The sequence below is a fragment of the Catalinimonas locisalis genome (assembly GCF_038039535.1).
Taxonomy (GTDB): Bacteria; Bacteroidota; Bacteroidia; order Cytophagales; family Cyclobacteriaceae; genus Catalinimonas.
In genome coordinates this window covers 21,467-41,077 of record NZ_JBBPHP010000018.1, presented here as the reverse complement: position 1 = coordinate 41,077, position 19,611 = coordinate 21,467, and the positions used below count along the sequence as shown (strand labels likewise).

Annotated in this window: 14 protein-coding genes; 8 read left to right on the top strand and 6 right to left on the bottom strand. The window is 42.3% G+C overall.

The window, feature by feature from the left end; all coding sequences use genetic code 11:
* The first annotated feature begins 19 nt into the window (after window positions 1-19).
* Entirely contained in the window at window positions 20-1,270 is a 1,251-nt protein-coding gene (locus tag WJR50_RS19725; RefSeq protein WP_341295036.1) for a metallophosphoesterase, read from the top strand.
* Here WJR50_RS19725 and WJR50_RS19720 read toward each other — a convergent pair.
* Window positions 1,267-2,208: a hypothetical protein gene (locus WJR50_RS19720; protein WP_341295035.1), complete on the bottom strand. Its 942-nt coding sequence runs from the start codon at window positions 2,206-2,208 to the stop codon at window positions 1,267-1,269. The genes WJR50_RS19725 and WJR50_RS19720 overlap by 4 nt on opposite strands.
* Before the next feature lie 11 nt (window positions 2,209-2,219).
* Window positions 2,220-3,674 carry a chromosomal replication initiator protein DnaA gene (gene dnaA, locus WJR50_RS19715; protein ID WP_341295034.1) on the bottom strand — a complete coding sequence of 485 codons (1,455 nt, stop codon included), beginning with the start codon at window positions 3,672-3,674 and terminating at the stop codon, window positions 2,220-2,222.
* Between the two features lie 628 nt (window positions 3,675-4,302).
* Here dnaA and WJR50_RS19710 point away from each other — a divergent pair.
* Both WJR50_RS19710 and scpA read left to right on the top strand, forming a co-directional pair.
* Window positions 4,303-6,120 (top strand): methylmalonyl-CoA mutase family protein, encoded by a 1,818-nt coding sequence (locus WJR50_RS19710; RefSeq protein WP_341295033.1) that lies wholly within the window; start codon window positions 4,303-4,305, stop codon window positions 6,118-6,120.
* A 4-nt stretch (window positions 6,121-6,124) separates the two neighbouring features.
* The gene (scpA, locus tag WJR50_RS19705; RefSeq protein ID WP_341295032.1) at window positions 6,125-8,266 is read left to right on the top strand and encodes a methylmalonyl-CoA mutase; all 2,142 of its coding nucleotides are present in this window, start codon (window positions 6,125-6,127) and stop codon (window positions 8,264-8,266) included.
* A 115-nt stretch (window positions 8,267-8,381) separates the two neighbouring features.
* On the opposite strand, the gene WJR50_RS19700 is transcribed toward scpA, so the two are convergent.
* Window positions 8,382-10,775, bottom strand: coding sequence for a glycoside hydrolase family 3 N-terminal domain-containing protein (locus WJR50_RS19700; protein WP_341295031.1), 2,394 nt, complete (start codon window positions 10,773-10,775; stop codon window positions 8,382-8,384).
* A gap of 329 nt (window positions 10,776-11,104) precedes the next feature.
* The gene (locus tag WJR50_RS19695) at window positions 11,105-13,378 is read right to left on the bottom strand and encodes an aconitate hydratase (RefSeq protein ID WP_341295030.1); all 2,274 of its coding nucleotides are present in this window, start codon (window positions 13,376-13,378) and stop codon (window positions 11,105-11,107) included.
* Window positions 13,379-13,574: 196 nt separating this feature from the next.
* Here WJR50_RS19695 and WJR50_RS19690 point away from each other — a divergent pair, with 196 nt between their 5' ends.
* Entirely contained in the window at window positions 13,575-14,435 is an 861-nt protein-coding gene (locus WJR50_RS19690) for an alpha/beta hydrolase (protein WP_341295029.1), read from the top strand.
* Window positions 14,436-14,439: 4 nt separating this feature from the next.
* Here the strand turns inward: WJR50_RS19690 and WJR50_RS19685 are convergent, their stop codons facing one another.
* On the bottom strand, window positions 14,440-14,931 hold the full coding sequence (locus WJR50_RS19685) for a hypothetical protein (RefSeq protein ID WP_341295028.1): 492 nt from the start codon (window positions 14,929-14,931) through the stop codon (window positions 14,440-14,442).
* Window positions 14,932-15,133: 202 nt separating this feature from the next.
* On the opposite strand from WJR50_RS19685, the gene ypfJ reads away from it, so the two are divergent.
* Window positions 15,134-15,973 carry a KPN_02809 family neutral zinc metallopeptidase gene (ypfJ, locus tag WJR50_RS19680; protein WP_341295027.1) on the top strand — a complete coding sequence of 280 codons (840 nt, stop codon included), beginning with the start codon at window positions 15,134-15,136 and terminating at the stop codon, window positions 15,971-15,973.
* A 3-nt stretch (window positions 15,974-15,976) separates the two neighbouring features.
* On the opposite strand, the gene WJR50_RS19675 is transcribed toward ypfJ, so the two are convergent.
* On the bottom strand, window positions 15,977-16,975 hold the full coding sequence (locus tag WJR50_RS19675; RefSeq protein WP_341295026.1) for an alpha/beta fold hydrolase: 999 nt from the start codon (window positions 16,973-16,975) through the stop codon (window positions 15,977-15,979).
* 402 nt (window positions 16,976-17,377) lie between these two features.
* Between WJR50_RS19675 and WJR50_RS19670 the strand changes: the two genes are divergently transcribed.
* The 3 genes from WJR50_RS19670 (at window position 17,378) to WJR50_RS19660 (ending at window position 19,489) form a co-directional block, all read left to right on the top strand.
* Window positions 17,378-17,581: a hypothetical protein gene (locus WJR50_RS19670; protein ID WP_341295025.1), complete on the top strand. Its 204-nt coding sequence runs from the start codon at window positions 17,378-17,380 to the stop codon at window positions 17,579-17,581.
* Window positions 17,582-17,945: 364 nt separating this feature from the next.
* The gene (locus WJR50_RS19665; protein WP_341295024.1) at window positions 17,946-18,671 is read left to right on the top strand and encodes a ferritin-like domain-containing protein; all 726 of its coding nucleotides are present in this window, start codon (window positions 17,946-17,948) and stop codon (window positions 18,669-18,671) included.
* Between the two features lie 17 nt (window positions 18,672-18,688).
* Window positions 18,689-19,489: a ferritin-like domain-containing protein gene (locus tag WJR50_RS19660; RefSeq protein ID WP_341295023.1), complete on the top strand. Its 801-nt coding sequence runs from the start codon at window positions 18,689-18,691 to the stop codon at window positions 19,487-19,489.
* Window positions 19,490-19,611 lie beyond the last annotated feature (122 nt).

Genomic DNA, 19,611 nt, shown 5'->3' with positions numbered 1-19,611 from the left:
TTTTTGTAAAGAGTTTAGTATGAATAGAATGACATTTGTAGGTATTGTAGCTTTGCTTTTCTTTATAATGGACTGGTATGTCTTTCAGGCTGTTCGTTCACTCATTGATGAGCTTTCAGGTAGCTGGAGAAAAGTAATTTATATTCTATATTGGGCAGTTACCATAATAAGCATCAGCGGGTTTCTTTACTATAACCTGGGAGGGAAAACGGAGATGGGGAGAGATATGCGGACCATTATTTTTTCGTTCATCTTCGTTAACTACTTCTCTAAAATCTTTGGAGTAGTCTTTCTGATGGTAGATGATGTTGGAAGAGCAGTACGTTGGGTGTGGGCACAATTTGCACCTTCCTCCACTGACAATGCATCACAGGGAGGTGGTATTTCCAGATCAGATTTTTTAGTAAAATCTTCACTTGTGGTCTCTGCTGTACCAGCCCTTACAATGGGTTACGGAATTATTTCAGGTGCTCATGACTACCGAATAAGAAAGAAAACTGTTTACCTCAAAAACCTCCCAACCAGCTTTGACGGCATACGCTTAGCCCAGATTTCAGATATTCACTCCGGTAGTTTTTTTAACAAAACTGCAGTGAAAGGTGGTATAGATATGTTGTTAGCAGAAAAACCTGATTTTATTTTTTTTACTGGCGACTTAGTAAATGACAGAGCAGATGAAGTTAAAGAGTATCAGGATATTTTCAGCAAGGTGAAAGCTCCTCTGGGGGTATATTCTACTTTAGGAAATCATGATTACGGTGATTATGCCAATTGGCAATCTGCAGATGCGAAAAGGAAAAACCTGCAAAATCTGATACAGGTGCATAAGCAGATGGGTTGGGATTTGTTGATGAACGATAATCGCTTTTTACAACAGGGCAGCGACAGAATTGCAATACTGGGTATTGAGAACTGGGGCACCGGCGGATTTGCAAAATACGGTAGGCTGGATCAGGCTTACAAAGGCACTCAGGATGCTCCGGTCAGGCTTTTATTATCCCATGATCCCAGCCATTGGGATGCGCAAGTACGTCAGGAGTACAAAGACATTGATATTATGTTTGCCGGGCATACGCATGGAATGCAGTTTGGTATTGAAATCGGTGACTTTAAGTGGAGCCCGGTGCAATATCGCTATAAGCAATGGGCTGGCCTGTACCAGCAGGCAGAACAGTATCTATATGTGAATCGCGGCTATGGCTATTTAGTATTTCCCGGAAGAATAGGTATTTTACCAGAAATTACTATCATGGAATTGAAAAAAGCTTAGGGAGCTAAATATGGACTGACGTTACTGATCACAAACACAAAATCCTGATAATCACCATTTGTAGCTTCCTCAAAACAGATCAGGTAATGATTTTCAATAGTATTGCCATCACTGTCTTTTAGTGGGTAAACTCTACAGGCATGCTCAACTTCGGTGTTCAGAGTATAATCAGTATATGTAGCATGCGAATCTGTTGAGATAAATATTCCGAAACTTCCTTTATCAGGTGCAAAGCTTGTCTTTCCTGAAGTTAACCGTGGAAATAAAGATTGATGTTGAAGATATTCTTCAGATAGAGTTCCCACCTTATTATACATGAGTTGGCTGTCTTTTTCTTGATAATATCCAAAAGGAACCTGACCTTCTGGAGAAAAACGAGCCACAGGAATAATTTGTACTTTTTCACTTGAGGCACTTACAAATTGTTTCAGCTGAACTTCGTCACCTAAGAGGGAGTCTTCGGTACCAAGCTTAAGTGAAGTACCGCCAATGTCAATGGCATAACCAAGTGTTTCCAGAATGGTATGAAGCGAAGGTTCATTTTCTCCTTCCATACCTTTATTAGCTAGTCCAACCAGCTGAACCAAGGCATGCCCATCATCAAATGCTGCAGAATTAATTTGCAATGTGGATGTATGTATCCCAACATTTTCTTTAGGCTTAAATGTGAAGCTCAGCTCAACAGAATCGTCAGCAGGAATGGATAGAGGAAAGGTTACTACTGTATTCAAATGAAAATCAGTAGCATGTCTGCCTCTGATCAACAATTGATTTATGCTGGCCTCACTGCTACTTGAATTTTTGATAAAAATGGATCGCTCAAGGCTTTCCTTAGCAAGAGGTGCAGACAGGATGAGCTTTTTGGATACATTCAGGGATTGTCCGACGAGAAATAGTGGTAACTGAATAAAGAAAGCAATACAAAATAAGCAGCGCATAAGTCTGATGATTACTTCTTAATCTTCAATTTAGTTTTGATGCTCCTGATTTCATCAGCAATGGTTGTATTTTGCTCTATCATGTCTTGTACACACTTCACAGCATGAATCACTGTTGCATGATCTCTACCTCCGAAATGGTAACCTATAACTTTTAGTGAGTGCTTAGTGTATTCCTTGGACAAGTACATGGCTACCTGACGAGCAATTACTACTTCCTTCTTTCTGGTTTTGGACTTTATATCTTCCAGCGTGATATTAAATTGTTTAGAAGTTGTTTTCTGAATTTGATCTACATTGAGCTCCGGTTCAGTATTCTGGACTATGTTTTTAAGAATCTGTTTAGTGAGCTCAAGATCAATATTCCTTTCATTTAAAGAGGCATGGGCAATTAATGAAACTAATATACCTTCCAATTCTCGTACATTAGTGTCTACATTATAAGCCACATATTCTATAACATCGTCAGGAATAAACATGCCATCACTCTGCATCTTACGCTGAATAATTGCAATTCTTGTTTCAAAGTCAGGTGTTTGAAGGTCTGCTGTAAGTCCCCACTTAAATCTGGAGATTAATCTTTCAGTTAAACCATGAAGATCTCTGGGAGGGCAGTCACTGGTCATGATAATCTGCTTTCCGGACTGATGCAGGTGATTGAAAATATGGAAGAAGATTTCCTGTGTTTTCTCTTTGCCGGATAGAAATTGAATATCATCAATAATTAATACCTCCACTTGAAGGTAGAAGTTGGTGAACTTTTGAACATTGTTGTTTTTAAGAGCCTCTATAAACTGTGAAGTAAATTTTTCAGAGGATACATAAAGCACAAACTTACCTTCAAAACTTTTCTTGATCTCATTACCAATTGCCTGTACTAAGTGTGTTTTACCCAACCCTACACCACCGTATAACATGAGTGGGTTGAAAGCTGTGCTTCCTGGCTTCATAGCAACGGCATAACCAGCAGATCTGGCCAGTCGGTTACAGTCACCTTCTATATATGAATCAAAATCATATTTTGCATTTAAATGAGATTCCTGCTTTAGACTCTCAATGTTTTGAAATGAAAAAGGGCCATCATAATCCCGGCTATGCTGAGACTGAAGTTTGCGATCCGTTCTGTTTTTAGGAAAGGTTTTTGAGTTTGGTGATTCGTTAATATTTGCATTAGGTGAGTTGACTGGTAAAGACCTATTCTTCTGATTGTTTTGGTCTACAATCACTGAATATTCTAGCTGTCCATCCAAACCAATTTCAGCATCAATAGCTTTTCTTAGCAGATAAACGTAGTGCTCTTCTAACCACTCATAGAAGAACTGACTAGGTACTTGCAAAGTGAGCGTTTTATTGACTAAGCGTAATGGCTTAATGGGTGCAAACCATGTCTTAAAACTTTGTTCGCCAACATTATCCCTTATGATCTGTAAACAGTTGTTCCAGATGATTTGATGATCTTTTTGCATCAGCATAGGGTTAGGGCTCATAAGCATAATCAATTATTGGCACCATTATATAAATGCCGGAAATTCTTTTGACTGATGTTCACAAATTAGGCTCTTATCTAGAGAATTAACTTGCGAGGGTTGGTAAAAATGAAAAAAAAATAGAAAACAAAAAAACACTCATTTTCTTGACACTAAACTAAAGCTAAAAAGCTGTAGAAATTCTCATATCAAATAACTGTTAAGTTTAAATATTTATTAGAAAAATTTAATATAAAATATTTAGACTTTACTTTAAGATACTGGGCTCAATAAATTAGATATCAGTATCTTATGCTGAAAAGCAAGTAGCGATTAGTGAAACGTTAGAGTTTTTTTTATTTTTTTTTCATAAATTTTTTTGCTGTCAGGCTGCAAAAAAAAGCTGATATTTTTTGTTGAAATTTAGTTGAATATCAAATTATTTTTGTATTGATTTTGACTATATTAAAATTTAATAGTTATTATTATTTGTTAGTATTTTCATATTTTTTCAGGCTTAAATATGTAAGTTTTTGAATCTTTTTAGCCTTGATTTTTAGACTATATAAAAGTCTGTTCTTTATTTACTATCGGTTCATTTTCTCTAACTTTTTACCTAACTTTTTGCATGTCATCACTTTACCATAATAAAACATCTCTTTTTGATTCTTTTACTAAGGCGAATAAAGAAGACTGGATAAAGCAGGCTTCACTTGATTTAGCAAGTAAGGATTTTGATAAACTTTTGCTTGGAAAAACAGTGGAAGGAATACCAATGTATCCTTTCTATACTGATGGGGTTAAGAGAGCTAATTTTGTCAATTTTTTTCAAATTCATGACAAAGCTTACTCACCCAAATCCTGGGAACTTCAGGAAGTTATTCGCATTGACGATGAGGTGAATTTAACTGATACAAACCGCCTCGCTTTACACATCCTGGAACAAGGAGTAGAGTCAATATGTTTTGATTGCACTTTCCTTGATACCGACTTGAATACATCTATATTGTTGAAGGATATTCTTCTTGAAGGTGTCTCTATTTGTTGGAAATTTGATTCTGGAAAACGATTTGATAAATTGTATTTTCCTGAGAATATACGTGGCAGTATATATCTTCATGTTATAGAAAAACATATAGACAAGAGCACTAAAAAGGAGCAAGGAATTGAGAATTTGTCAACCTTGCTGGAGCAAGATTTGCCTCAGCTCAAAAAATTAGGTGTCAATGCTTGGCAGTTTTCCAACAGTGGTGCGTCTGTAATACAGGAACTGGGCTTAACTTGTAATTTAGTGGTTGAATACCTTGATCACCTTACAAATTTAGGACATCCAGCTGACCACCTGTTCAATAATCTGGAAGTGACTTTAGGTACACGCTCTGCATATTTTGTTGACATCGCTAAATTTAGAGCGATGCAACATCTTTTACATCAGTTGGCTAAATGTTATGAAGTAGAATATTTGGGTAAGTTTCCCCTGAGGGCAGTTTCATCGCTTTATAACAAATCAGCTTATGATATTCATGCCAATATGCTGAGAAATACCTCGGAAGCAATGGCTGCCATTTTGGGAGGTTGTTCCCAGATTTCAATTTTGCCCCACGACTTACAATATGCCCCTGAATATTCATTTTCGCGTAGGATTACCAGAAATGTTTCACACATATTGAGACATGAAGCTCATCTGGATCTGGTACATAATCCGGTAGATGGCTCCTATGCATTGGACGAACTTACCACGCAAATAACCGAGAAAGCCTGGGCGTATTTTTTAGAAATAGAAAATGCCGGGGGCTTGCTTACTACTTTTCAAAATGGTAAAGTAGAACAGGATATCGCAGCCTATTCCTCTAAAATTATGGAAGAGGTCGGATGTCAGCAGAAAGTTTTTGTAGGCTCTAATCGTTACGTTGACCCGAACATCAGGAGGAGTAAATCTGCTGCTGATTTTTTCAATAAAATTAAGGGCACTGACGGTATACTTAAGACTATAAATTTACCCTCTGTAATTGAAAATATAAGAGCACAGGTAGATAGGAAAGTAGCTGAAGGTAAATCCAGACCCACGATTGGATTATTATCCATAGACGAGAAAGCAAATCCTGCTATTGTGAATATCAGATATTCCTTCGTACAAGATATTTTACATTCCGTAGGAATATATTCTGAGCAAGTACCCGACACTTTACTTAAGATGAAGCATCCTAGTAATAGCCTGGAAAAATTTCACGCAGTAGTTTTGGTAAGTGATGATACTATCTATGTTTCTTTGAAAGAAGAAGACTTGAATCAAAAAATTAAGAAATATAGAATTCCTTTTCTATTGGCGGGTTTGCCCCAGAAGATTGCAGATAGGCGTCAAGAACATGGTATTTTTGAATTTATTTATAAAGGGATGAATCTACCTGCCTTTGCCGACAAATTTTTTAAGCGCATAAAATTTTAAAGGAATGAAGCCTGACTTCTCAAAACATAAACTTTCTTTTCCATCACACTCTTCAAAGTCTCCTACCAAAGATAAAGCGTGGAGTTCTCCAGAAAAGATTGATATTTATTCTTTTTATGAGGGCGCAGACCTGAAAAGTGCTGATCATATTCATTTTGTAGGCGGTGTTCCTCCTTATCTTCGTGGACCATATGCCAGTATGTATGCGTCTCGCCCCTGGACGATAAGGCAGTATGCCGGTTTTTCTACTGCGGAAGAATCTAACGAATTTTACCGTAAAAATCTGGCGGCAGGACAGAAAGGGTTATCGGTAGCCTTTGACCTGGCCACGCATAGAGGCTATGATTCTGACCATCCAAGAGTAGCAGGAGATGTAGGCAAAGCTGGTGTTGCCATAGATACGGTGGAAGACATGAAGATTCTTTTTGACCAGATTCCGCTGGAAAAGATGTCGGTCTCTATGACGATGAATGGCGCAGTGATTCCCATCATGGCTTTTTTTATAGTAGCTGCTGAAGAGCAGGGTGTAAAGCCCGAACAATTGAGTGGTACTATACAGAATGATATCCTGAAAGAGTTTATGGTGCGCAATACCTACATCTATCCTCCTGCGCCATCCTTACGCATTATTGCTGATATTTTTAGTTTCACGGCTGAAAAAATGCCACGCTTCAACTCCATAAGTATCAGTGGTTATCATATGCATGAGGCAGGAGCACCAGCAGATGTAGAACTTGCCTATACGCTGGCAGATGGATTGGAATATGTTAGAACAGGTTTGAAAGCAGGCTTAAAAATTGATGAATTCGCTCCTCGTTTGTCTTTCTTCTGGGGTATAGGTATGCATCATTTTATGGAAATTGCCAAGTTGCGTGCCGGGCGATTACTTTGGGCTAAGTTGATGAAGCAGTTTGATCCGCAAAACCCAAAATCGCTGGCTCTTCGTGCCCATAGTCAGACTTCTGGCTATAGTCTTACCGAGCAGGATCCATTCAACAATGTAACCAGAACCTGCATAGAAGCGATGGCTGCAGTGTTTGGAGGAACGCAATCTTTACATACCAATTCACTGGACGAAGCCATTGCCTTGCCTACAGAATTTTCTGCCCGTATCGCTCGTAATACGCAATTATACCTTCAGGAAGAAATAGACATCACCCATATCGTTGATCCCTGGGGAGGTTCATATTATGTAGAGTATCTGACAGATGCTTTGTGCCGCAGGGCACTTACTATGATTGATGAAGTAGAAGAACTGGGTGGAATGGCCAAAGCCATTGAGCAGGGTGTACCCAAGATGCGTATTGAAGAGGCTGCTGCACGTAAACAGGCCCATATAGATTCTGGGCAAGAGAATATTATTGGTGTGAATCTTTTCAGAGTAGAGAATGCTGCCGGAGAAGACCAATCTTTTGACTTAAGAGAAGTAGATAATGCCCAGGTTAAAGCCTCTCAATTAAAAAGACTCCAGGAAGTGAAAGCTAACAGAAATAATAAAGAGGTAAAGCATGCGCTGGCTAATCTGACGAAATGCGCAGAAACCAAAGATGGGAATTTGCTAAGTTTAGCCGTAGAAGCTGCCAGAAAAAGAGCTACATTAGGAGAAATATCTGATGCTATGGAAAAGGCTTTTGGCCGTCACCAGGCAACCGTAAAAACTATATCAGGAGTATACGCTAAAGCAGTGTCAAACAATCAGGATTTTGCCGAAGCCAGAAAGTTATCCGATGCCTTTGCCAAAGAAGAAGGTCGTCGCCCCCGAATGATGGTAGCCAAAATGGGGCAGGACGGTCATGACCGGGGAGCTAAAGTAATTGCTACCAGCTTTGCCGATCTAGGCTTTGACGTGGATATAGGCCCCCTTTTCCAGACACCAGAAGAGGTAGCCCGACAGGCGGCTGAGAATGATGTGCATCTGATCGGTGTTTCCAGTCTTGCCGGTGGACATAAAACCCTGATTCCACAGTTGAAGGAAGAACTCAAAAAGATTGAGAGAGAAGATATTGAAATCATTGCCGGAGGGGTCATCCCGCCTAACGATTACGATTTTCTGTATAAGGCCGGAGTGTTAAAAATATTTGGTCCGGGTACAGTAATCGCTAAAGCCGCGCAGGAAATTCTGAAAGCCCTGATGGAAGCACAATAATCTGCATGGTTGCCCAATTCTGGAGCTTATATTCCTCTCTATTAAAATGTTGACAGATCTGCCAGATTGTTGAAATGGCCACACCCTTTTTCTGGCAGATCTGCTGTAACATCAGCTACCAATTATTCACAAGCTCAAAAGTCTCTTTCAGCCGGATGTCTTCTGATGAAGTACCGATCATTACCGCAAACTCACCTTTTTCTACTACCCATTCCATATCTCGGTTTAGTAACTTCAAATCTTTCCGGTTTAGGGTAAAAGTCAATTGCTGCCGTTCCCCAGCTTTCAGATGTACACGCTTAAACTTTTTAAGTTGTTTGAGTGGACTCACAGTTGAGCTTACCATATCTCGCAAGTAGAGCTGGGCTACTTCATCTCCTGCGATTTCACTGGTGTTTTTCAGGGTAAAACTAATTTGTACAGAAAGACTGTCAGCAGATTCATCAGGACTGATACTGAGATTACTGTATTCAAAAGTAGAATAACTGAGCCCATGCCCAAAGCTGTAAAGAGGTCCAGCATCCATTTCTACATAATCATGTTTTACCGGAGGTTTGGCATTGTAATACACCGGTAGCTGGCCTACAAATTTTGGCACTGAAATTGGCAATCTACCTGCCGGATTGTAATCTCCAAAAATTACATCGACGATGGCATTTCCGCCTTCCTGACCAGGATACCAGGCGTCTAAGATAGCCGGTATGTTTTCAGCAGGCCAGTTGAGGGTGAGAGGTCTGCCCTTGATTAGCACCAATACTACAGGAGTTCCTGTAGCTTGCACTTGCTTAAGGAGTTGCAACTGTTTGCCCATCAAATTAAGTGTGGCGCGGTCAAAACCTTCTCCGCTTTCCATATCACTGATAGGTTCATCATCCTCCAGGTCACTCACCGTAGCCGCGCCGGTATCAATGTATTCGGTTTTGAAATCACGGGCACTGGAACCACCGAGTACCACCACGGCTACTTCAGCATTTTTGGCAGCTTCCACTGCTTCATCAATGTTGAGTTGAGTAGTATCGCGAATGGCACAGCCTTTCACATAACTAATCTGAGCCTGATTACGCAGTTTATTTTGTATCCCTTCTAATACGGTTACAACATGATCTTCAGCCTGAGGGGCAGTATAATCGCCCAACTGATTGTACTGATTATCGGCATTAGGACCAATTACCGCTATCCGCTTAAGCTCTTTGCTTAGGGGTAACAGCTGATTTTCATTTTTCAGCAGGGTAATGGATTCACGAGCTACTTGTCGGGCCAGTTGGATATGTTCTTCATTTCTAACTTCCCGATCTGCTCTCTCAGGTTCTACATAAGGATTTTCAAAAAGCCCCATCTCAAACTTTAACCTCAACACATTGGAAACAGCTCTGTCTAACACTTTTTGCTCTACCAGACCGGATTGTACCGCTTTAATCAGAGCATAGCCAAATCCATTTCCTCCCAGGTCGGCATCAAGACCGGCATTGATTGCCTGTGCCGCGGCATCCTCAGGACTGGCTGCTACACGATGACTTCCTCTAATCCCTTCAATACTTCCCAGGTCAGAGACTACAAAACCTTCAAAACCCCAACTCTGGCGCAGCACATCCTGAAGCAGCATTTCATGGGCAGTACAGGGTATGCCATCAATAGCATTATAGGCAGTCATTACGGATAAAGCACCCGCTTCTACCGCATCCTGAAAGGGAGGAAGGTAGGATTCAAACAATTCTCTCTGCCCCACACTAATACTATTCCCGTTATGTCCGCCCTCAGGTACACCATAGGCAGTAAAATGCTTCAGTGTAGAAATGACATGCTCTCCATCTCTTAAGCTATTGCCCTGAAAACCACTTACTACCGCTTTGCCCATCGTACCATTGAGTACAGGGTCTTCTCCATAAGTTTCTTCTACCCTTGACCAGCGCGGCTCTCTGGCCAGGTCTAATACCGGACCATATCCTACATGAGCACCCTGCAGGCGTGCTTCCTGGGCAATTACACTGGCCATACTTTGTATCAATTCCGGGTTCCAGGTACTGCTCTGACCAATAGAGGTAGGGAAAACAGTTGTACCAATAGCCATGTGACCATGCGCGCATTCTTCTGAAAGGAGTAGAGGAATACCCAGGCGGGTATTTTCCATTACATATTTTTGCAAAGCATTGGTCGCTTCGGCAGACAGTTTGGGATTCACGCCTGTTTCCAGTGTTTTTTGGGTCCAGGGATCAGCACGTAAGGTTGCCCACAGCAGTCCGATATGCCTTTCCTGTATCGCTTTTTTAAACTTATCACTGGCAAGCACTTGATTGCCCTGCTTCTCATACATTTCCCAGCCAAGTAGGGTGGATATCTGACCCACCTTTTCTTCCATAGTCATGCGACTGATTAAGTCGTTGACCCGCTCATCCGTACTCAGTTCAGGGTTTTTATAGGGGGGATTGCTCTGGGCATTTGCAATGATTGACTGGCAAAATACAGGGATACAAAAGGCTATTGCTTTGAGTGCAAGATGAAATTTGTGCATGGAAATCTAAGAGCTTGTGAGTGAAAAAGTATAAAATGTTGAGCAGCAAAGGTGTTAAAAATTACTTTGAAGTAGCTACTAAAAAGCTTGAGAAATTTAGAAGATTAAGATTTATTAAAAAAGAAGTAATGGAGAGGCAAACCCAACTATTTACAAGCCAGTAGCGCTGTTGATAAGGTTATCATCTTTGCAATTGCAGGATTTATACAAAATAAAGTGTATTTGCATAATTCATGCAAAAAAAGAAACTATCCTCTCTGGATTAAGAGTGAGGACATAAAAAAACTCCACCCATACCTGAGTGGAGTTTGTGTGAAATAGGAATTGGATTAAGCCTTCCCTTCTTCCAACTTCTTGATCAGATTCAGGGCAGAACCTGACTTAAACCATTCAATCTGATTTTCATTATAAGTATGGTTCGTTTTAATCAGATCCTCAGAACCATCAGTATGTATCAGTTTAAGCGTTACCTGCTTGTCAGGAGCAAACTGATCCAGGTCTACGGTTTCAATGGTATCATCTTCCTGCACCTTATCATAATCCGCCGGATTAGCAAAGGTCAGTGCCAGCATACCCTGCTTTTTCAGGTTAGTCTCGTGGATACGGGCAAATGATTTTACCAGTACAATTCTAACCCCGAGATGGCGAGGTTCCATCGCAGCGTGCTCACGAGATGATCCTTCACCATAGTTATCATCACCCACTACGATTGTCGGCACGCCTTCTTTTTTATACAATCGGGCAGTATCAGGAACTGCGCCATATTCGCCGCTAATCTGGCTTTTTACCTTATTGGCTTCTTTATTGTAAGCGTTGATGGCTCCGATAAAGCAGTTATTAGAAATGTTATCCAGGTGACCACGATAACGCAACCATGGACCAGCCATAGAAATGTGGTCGGTAGTACACTTCCCAAATGCTTTTAGTAAAAGCTTCATGCCTTTAATATTACCTCCATCCCAGGGATCAAAAGGAGTTAATATCTGTAGGCGGTCAGAGTCAGGTTTTACCACAACTTCTACTCCGCTACCGTCTTTGGCAGGTTCCTGATAACCGGCATCTTCTACCGCAAATCCTTTAGTCGGTAATTCTATACCCTTAGGTTCATCCAGCATGACATCTTCCCCGGCTTCATTCTTCAGAGTATCCTTCAGGGGATTAAAAGACAGCCTGCCTGCCAAAGCCAAAGCAGTTGTCAGCTCTGGTGAAGCCACAAATGAGTGCGTATTAGGATTACCGTCATTACGTTTGGCAAAGTTACGGTTGAAAGATGTGACAATAGAGTTCTTTTTGTCAGGATCATCTGTATGTCTTGCCCACTGTCCGATACAAGGCCCACAGGCATTCGCCAGGACTACACCGCCCATTTTGTCAAAAGTATTCAGCAGACCATCACGATCGGCGGTGAAGCGGACCATTTCAGAACCGGGCGTAATGGTATATTCTGATTTCGCTACTAATTTTTTGTCAATGGCTTGCTGAGCGATAGATGCTGCTCTGGTTAAATCTTCGTAGGAAGAGTTAGTGCAGGAACCGATCAGACCTACTTCAATTTCTTCCGGCCACTCATGCTTTTTTACCGCTTCAGCCAGTTTAGAAATAGGCCACGCCAGGTCAGGAGTGAAAGGACCGTTGACGTGAGGCTCAAGCTCGTTCAGGTCAATCTCAATCACCTGATCATAGTATTTTTCAGGAGCATCAAATACTTCAGGGTCAGCACGAAGATGATCGGCTACCTTTTCCACTTCTGCCGCGATATCTGCACGATCGGTAGCCTCCAGATAGTCCTTCATTTTACTACTGTAATGGAAAAGAGAAGTGGTTGCACCGATCTCAGCTCCCATATTACAGATAGTACCTTTACCCGTACAGGAAAGTCCGTCTGCGCCATCACCAAAGTATTCTACAATAGCTCCGGTTCCACCTTTTACAGTTAATATTCCGGCTACTTTGAGGATTACGTCTTTGGCGGAGGTCCAGCCACTCATCTTTCCGGTAAGCTTTACACCGATCAGCTTAGGAAATTTAAGTTCCCAGGGCATACCTGCCATTACGTCAACGGCATCAGCACCACCTACACCAATGGCGATCATTCCCAGACCACCGGCATTAGGCGTATGAGAGTCAGTACCGATCATCATACCACCGGGAAAAGCATAGTTTTCAAGCACTACCTGGTGGATAATACCTGCACCGGGCTTCCAGAAGCCGATACCATATTTATTGGAAACAGAAGCAAGGAAATCATACACTTCTTTATTGGTTTCTACCGCAGTTTTAAGGTCCTGTATTGCGCCCACTTTGGCCTGTATCAGGTGGTCGCAGTGTACAGTGGAAGGTACGGCGGCTTTGTCTTTACCGGCTTGCATAAATTGTAGCAGTGCCATCTGCGCAGTAGCGTCCTGCATCGCTACCCTGTCAGGCTGAAAGTCAACATAGTCTTTGCCCCGGGTATAAGCCTCGGTAGGATCTCCTTTATACAAATGAGCATACAATATTTTTTCTGCAAAGGTCAGGGGACGACCTACAATGTTTCGTGCTTTATCAATACGGTCACCCATGCGGGCGTACACGTCTTTGATCATGTCAATGTCAAAAGCCATGCTTGTGAAGGTTTTTAATAATTTGAGAAAATGAAAACTAATCTAAAAAATCATGATTCTTACTTAGAAAAACTACAGAGTAAAGTACATTTTTAACAAAGAATCCCTGAATTTCATATACCGCGGTAAGTTAGCCTCTAATTGGGAAATAGTAAAATTTTTAGCCTTATTTAGGATGAGTTTCAATAATCCTGGCATGAGAATAATCCTTTTCCTAATCGCTTTTTTAAGTAGTCTACAAACTTTTGCCCAACAACTGGACACTACCCAATATAGCTTAAAAAACATTGCATACAAATCTACTCCTGAGGCTGAGCTCACCATGGATATTTACTATCCGGAAGGTGTTTCTACCGAAAAATTACCAGCAGTGGTGTTCTTTTTTGGCGGAGGATGGGTAGGGGGAAGCAGGAGCCATTTCGCTCCCCAGAGCAAATACCTGGCCTCCCGGGGCATGATTGCCATTACTCCCGATTACCGTATTAAGAATCAACACAATACTTCACCACAGCAGGCAGTACTGGATGCCCGCTCTGTCATGCGCTATATAAAGATGCATGCCGATGTATTAGGCATTGATACCAGCCGACTGGCTGCCGGAGGTGGTTCTGCTGGCGGGCATCTGGCGCTTGGCACTGCCACATTAGCGGGTTTTAATGATCCCAAGGATGATAAAAGTATCAGCCCTATGCCGGATGCGCTTTTGCTTTTTAATCCGGTGGTGAACACAACTTCCGAAGGCTTTGGGGCCAAAGCAGTGGGAAAGGACACCTTTAACTTATCACCCTATCACCGGATGCAGATGGATATGCCTCCCACGCTAATTTTTCACGGAATTGATGATACTACGGTGCCTATCTCCAATATACGAGCTCTTGAATCAAAATTAGATGCACTTTTGGTAAATACGCAGGTTTACGAATACGAGGGTGCCAGTCATGGATTCTTTAATCTGAACCGGGAAGAGGGTAAATATTTTAGGGATACACTTTATAAAACAGATTTTTTCCTGCAATCATTAGGCTATCTGCAGGGCCCTGCTACTTTTGAGCCATAGATAATCAAAAGGTCCAGCCGAGACTTAAAGATAATAAGGGAGCGGGAATTGGAACGAGCACTACAGGCTGTATTTTGAAAAAGAATGCCTGATCGCTTTTCTGATAACGGTAACCTACTCCCACATAAGGGTAAACATGCGTACTAAAAGCTCTTCCTTCAGGCCTTTCATACCAGGAGGCAAGCATATATCCTCCAGCACTCAAGTCAAGATGATGCGCTTTTTGACCAGTGAGATAATGTAAGCCAAAAGGGATAAAAAGATTATCGTTGTGAAAGCTGCTTCCCATGCCAAGCCTGGTTCTCCATCGGGAAAGAAAAGCATATTCATAATTGACAGAAGGTGCGCCTGTCACATCACCATAAATAGGCATTTGCATCAGAACGTCAAAGCTGATGCTATGCTTGGATAGTGATGGAGTTAGCAACTCCTCGTACTGGGCCAGAAGGGGAAAGCCAAAGAGGCAAAATAAGACCAGCGTAAAAAGTGTTTTCATAATAGCAAAATAGACAAAATGTTTCACAAGAAAAATACGTGTACATACTCATTTCTCCTTTTTAAAGACCTTTAAGCACATATTTTCAGAAGCTCCTCAACGTTTTTTAGCTAAAAAAAATAATGCATAATCATACATTTAATCCTGAGAACAATTAGCGCAGAAATGGTTATCTTTCATTATCAACCAAACCTTATAAAGTATGCGCTGGAAAGGCAGACGACAGAGTACCAACGTGGATGACCGACGGGGTGGTCGGGGAAAATCCGTAGCAGTAGGAGGCGGTCTGGGTACTGTGGTCCTTATTGTACTGGTCATGTTATTTGGTGGAGATCCATCAGATTTGCTCAATGTAGCTACCCAGCAAACGAATACTACCCAAACCACCAGTGCCGAAGAGGATGAACTGGCGCAATTTGTTACGGTAGTGCTTGCGGATACGGAAGATGTGTGGAACCGTATTTTCCAGCAACAGGGCAGGCAGTATCAGGAGCCTACATTGGTGCTGTTTTCAGGTTCCGACCAGTCGGCTTGTGGGTACGCGCAGGCAGCGACCGGACCATTTTACTGTCCGGCAGATCAGCAGGTGTATATTGATTTGAGTTTTCAAAAAACACTCAGCCAGCGGCTTGGGGCAGGCGGAGATTTTGCTATGGCCTATGTGGTGGCGCATGAAGTAGGCCATCATGTGCAGAATTTGCTGGGCATCAGCAGGGAAATACAGGCACAGCGAAGGCAACTGAGTGAAGCGGAATACAATAAACTTTCTGTAAGGCTGGAATTACAGGCCGATTTCTTTGCCGGTCTCTGGGCGCATCATGCCGACCAGATGAATGACATTCTGGAGCAGGGAGATATTGAAGAAGCCCTAAGAGCCGCAAATGCTATTGGAGATGACAGGCTTCAAAAACAGTCGCAGGGCTATGTGGTACCGGATGCTTTTACGCATGGCACCTCAGCACAAAGAATGCGCTGGTTCCAGAAGGGTTACGAAACTGGTGATATCAGTCAGGGAGATACCTTCAACACGCCTGAGCTGTAAATTCTATTCGTTGAGAAAGGAGAGCAGGGGTTCTATAAATCTATCATAAGCTTCAATGTGGGGCAGGTGGCCAATGTTCTCTATTTCCACTAATTTTGCATCAGGGATTTTCTCAGCCGTGGTTTTTCCCAGTTCCGGATAATTGCCCAATGTTTTGCGTACCTCTTCACTCACCCAGCCTTTGCCCAAAGCAGTGCGGTCACGCTGCCCAATGATGAGCAGGGTAGGAGCCTCTATATGTTCAAACTCATATACCACCGGCTGGGTAAAGATCATGTCATAGGTGAGGGCAGCATTCCAGGCCACTTGCGGATACATAGGGCTGAGTGTCCAGCCAGCCAGAATATTAACCCACTGATCGTATTTTGGGTCCCACTTGCCATCATAATAGCTTTCCAGCTGATAATTCTTGATGCTTTCGTAATCCTTTTTCAACTCCTGCTCATACCAGTACTCCACCGAATGATAAGGTACTTTGACTTTCCAGTCTTCCAGCCCTATCGGGTTTTCCAGAATAAATTTATCCACCATTTCAGGGTACATCAGCACGAAGCGGGTAGCCACCATGCCACCCATTGAGTGGCCCAGCACAGAAGTCTTTTCAACGCCCAGGCTATCCAATAGCTTTCTGGTATTTTGTGCAAGGAGATGAAAAGTGTACTGCAAATCCACTGGCTTGGAAGATTTGCCAAAGCCAATCTGGTCAGGAATGATGACCCGGTAACCGGCCTCGCTCAAATCCCGGGCGGTTTGCCCCCAGTATGCTCCGCAAAAGTTTTTGCCGTGCATCAGCATAATGGTTTTGCCGTTGGCTTCTTCGGCTTGCACATCCATATAAGCCATTTCCAGCGGCTCATCCTGAAGTTCCAGCTGAATATACTTTACCTCAAAAGGATAATCATAATTCTCCAGCGCTATGCCCAGCGGACGGATATCCTGAGCGCTGAGCGTTAAAAAAGTAATGGAGAAACATAGCAGAAAAAGTGTTTTACGTATCATCATGTCAGCTTTCCATCATAACTACAGGGGCATGGAATGGTTAAGCTTTTTTCGCGATGCTATGGATATAATTCAATATATCCTATAGTGTAGAACGCTTTACAAAAGCGCTCCAGAGCGTTTTAGAGAGGCAGGTAATATTTTATTGTGATGAAGAGATTTTTATCTGGCTTAGCGGTGAAAAATACTGTATATCCACAGCACACTTCTTTTTTGGGATAATCAATTCCTTGTAAAATACCCAGCAAGAGGTAATAAATTTAGCAGCGCATGACTAAATCAGTGCATTTATGCTCGGGAAGGTTTACCGCATTGCAAATGCAATGCTTTAGAGGCTCGGCTGACTTTCCGAATAGCTAAAGCATTGCATTAGACACTGATCACGTTTGTTACATCGCAAAAGCAGTGCACAAAAGGCTCGGCAAACTTTCCGAAGCACTGTGGAGGGTCTGTAGGCGTTCGGTAAAACTTCCCAGTCATTCTGGAGGCACTACAGCGACTCGGCAAACTTTCCGGAGGGCTGTAGAGGGTCTGCAGCGACCTGGCAGACTTTCCGAAGCATTCTGGAGGCTCAATAATGGTGTGGCAGATTTTCCCAATGCCTTTTAACCCTTTTAGATCAGTCCGGCAAAATTCCCGCAGCACAATAGAGATGACTATTGAGGCTGGTGTTTGTCCCTTCTCAAAAAAAATGAAGCCACATAAATCCACCTGGCCCACTTAGTTCGTAGGTAAGTTGAATGTCCGATAAAACAGGCTGAAGAAGCGCCAATGCTGTTGACAGAGTCTGCTGGAGAGGCATTGCAAGCTATACAAAACTTAGACCTATGTATTTTTTTAAAAATCCTGTATTAAGCTACTCTCATAATAGCATATCTCTTTTCTACATAGCATCAGCCCCCGGCCTATGCTCATGACCAGAGTTTATTTCAAACCCATACATATTTTTCAAACCTAAACCTGGAGGATTATTATGACCAATTCTATCAATGCTAAGCAAAAGGATCCGCAGCAAGATGATAAACCGCGGAATTCACGCAGATCATTTTTGAAATTTGGCGGAGCATCAATCGCTACGGCAGGCGTATTGCTATCCGGCTGTGAGGAGTTTTACGATTATCTCCCCAAGAAACCCAAGGACGATGAAGCCGAAGAGGTTAGCCTGGGAAGCGGAGATATAGGCATACTCAATTATGCCTACGCACTTGAACAACTGGAGGCTGCTTTTTACACTGAAGTATTGTCGGCCAACTGTGATTTTTCTGATGTGGAGCAGCAAATTCTGATGGATCTTCAAAAGCACGAAGTAGTGCACCGGGAGTTTTTTAAAGCTGTGCTGGCTGAAAATGGCATACCCAAACTAAAATTTGATTTCAGTGCCATTGATTTTAGTAGCCGGAGGAGCATTTTGGGTGCGGCCAAAACCTTTGAGGACCTGGGCGTAGCTGCATATAATGGCGCGGGAAAACTTATTGAAAATCCTGATTATCTATTGATTGCCGGTAAAATTGTATCGGTAGAAGCTCGTCATGCTGCCGCAATCCGTTCAGTATTTGACACTGACCCTACCTCTTTTGCCGGTGATGATGTAGTGGATGAAAATGGTCTGGACAGAGCACTATCTACCAACACAGTGCTTGAGGCTGCATCTGCCTACATCATTACAAAAATAGATGCCAGCCAACTTCCTACTTCCTAAACCTAAAATTCATTACGATGACTATTTTTAATGTACTAGACAAGCTTGATCATAAAGATTTAGAAGTAAACAAACTCTCATCACGGCGTGAAGTATTCAACAGACTGGGTGCATTCGGAAAAAAACTGGCTATGGCCTCAGCGCCATTAGGAGTAACCGCCACTGCTTCCCACAAGGCTTATGCATCTCCTGAGGATATCGCCCAGGCCTTAAACTTCGCGCTCTTACTGGAGTATCTGGAGGCTGAGTTTTATGTGTTGGGACTGGATGCTGGTGTAATTCCTTCAGGCTCAGATGCTGAAAAAATCTATATGCAGATAAGCAAACATGAAACAGCCCATGTGGAGTTTCTGAAATCTGCAATTGGCAGCATTGGAGGAGAACCTATTGGCAAGCCTGAATTTGATTTCACTGCCGGGGGTAGGTTTAGCACCTTTTCTGATTATCATTTATTCCTGATTCTTTCTCAGGCATTTGAAGATACCGGAGTCAGAGCCTACAAAGGGCAGGCAGCCAATCTGATTGATAACAATGATGTGCTTACCGCTGCATTGCAGATTCATTCCGTTGAAGCCCGCCATGCTTCAGAAGTAAGAAGGCTGAGAAGCGGGCAGAAAGGCTGGGTGACTCAGGACGGCACCTGGGAAGGTATGCCATCCGAGGTGCGAGCAGTCTATATTGGCGAAGCGCAAACCATGCAGGCTGGCCTGGATCTGACTACCATAACAGATGTGGGAGAAGACGGCATTACTGAGTCATTTGACGAACCACTTTCCAAAGCGGAAGTCACAGCGATTGCCAATTTATTTCTTGCCTGAGTAAAAATAGCTTATTATGTAGGCCAAAAATTATTTATGGCTTGGGAACATAAAAGTAAGTCCTTCGGTTTTTGCCGGAGGACTTTTTTGTTGCAAACAGATGCCGGTAATTACATACAATC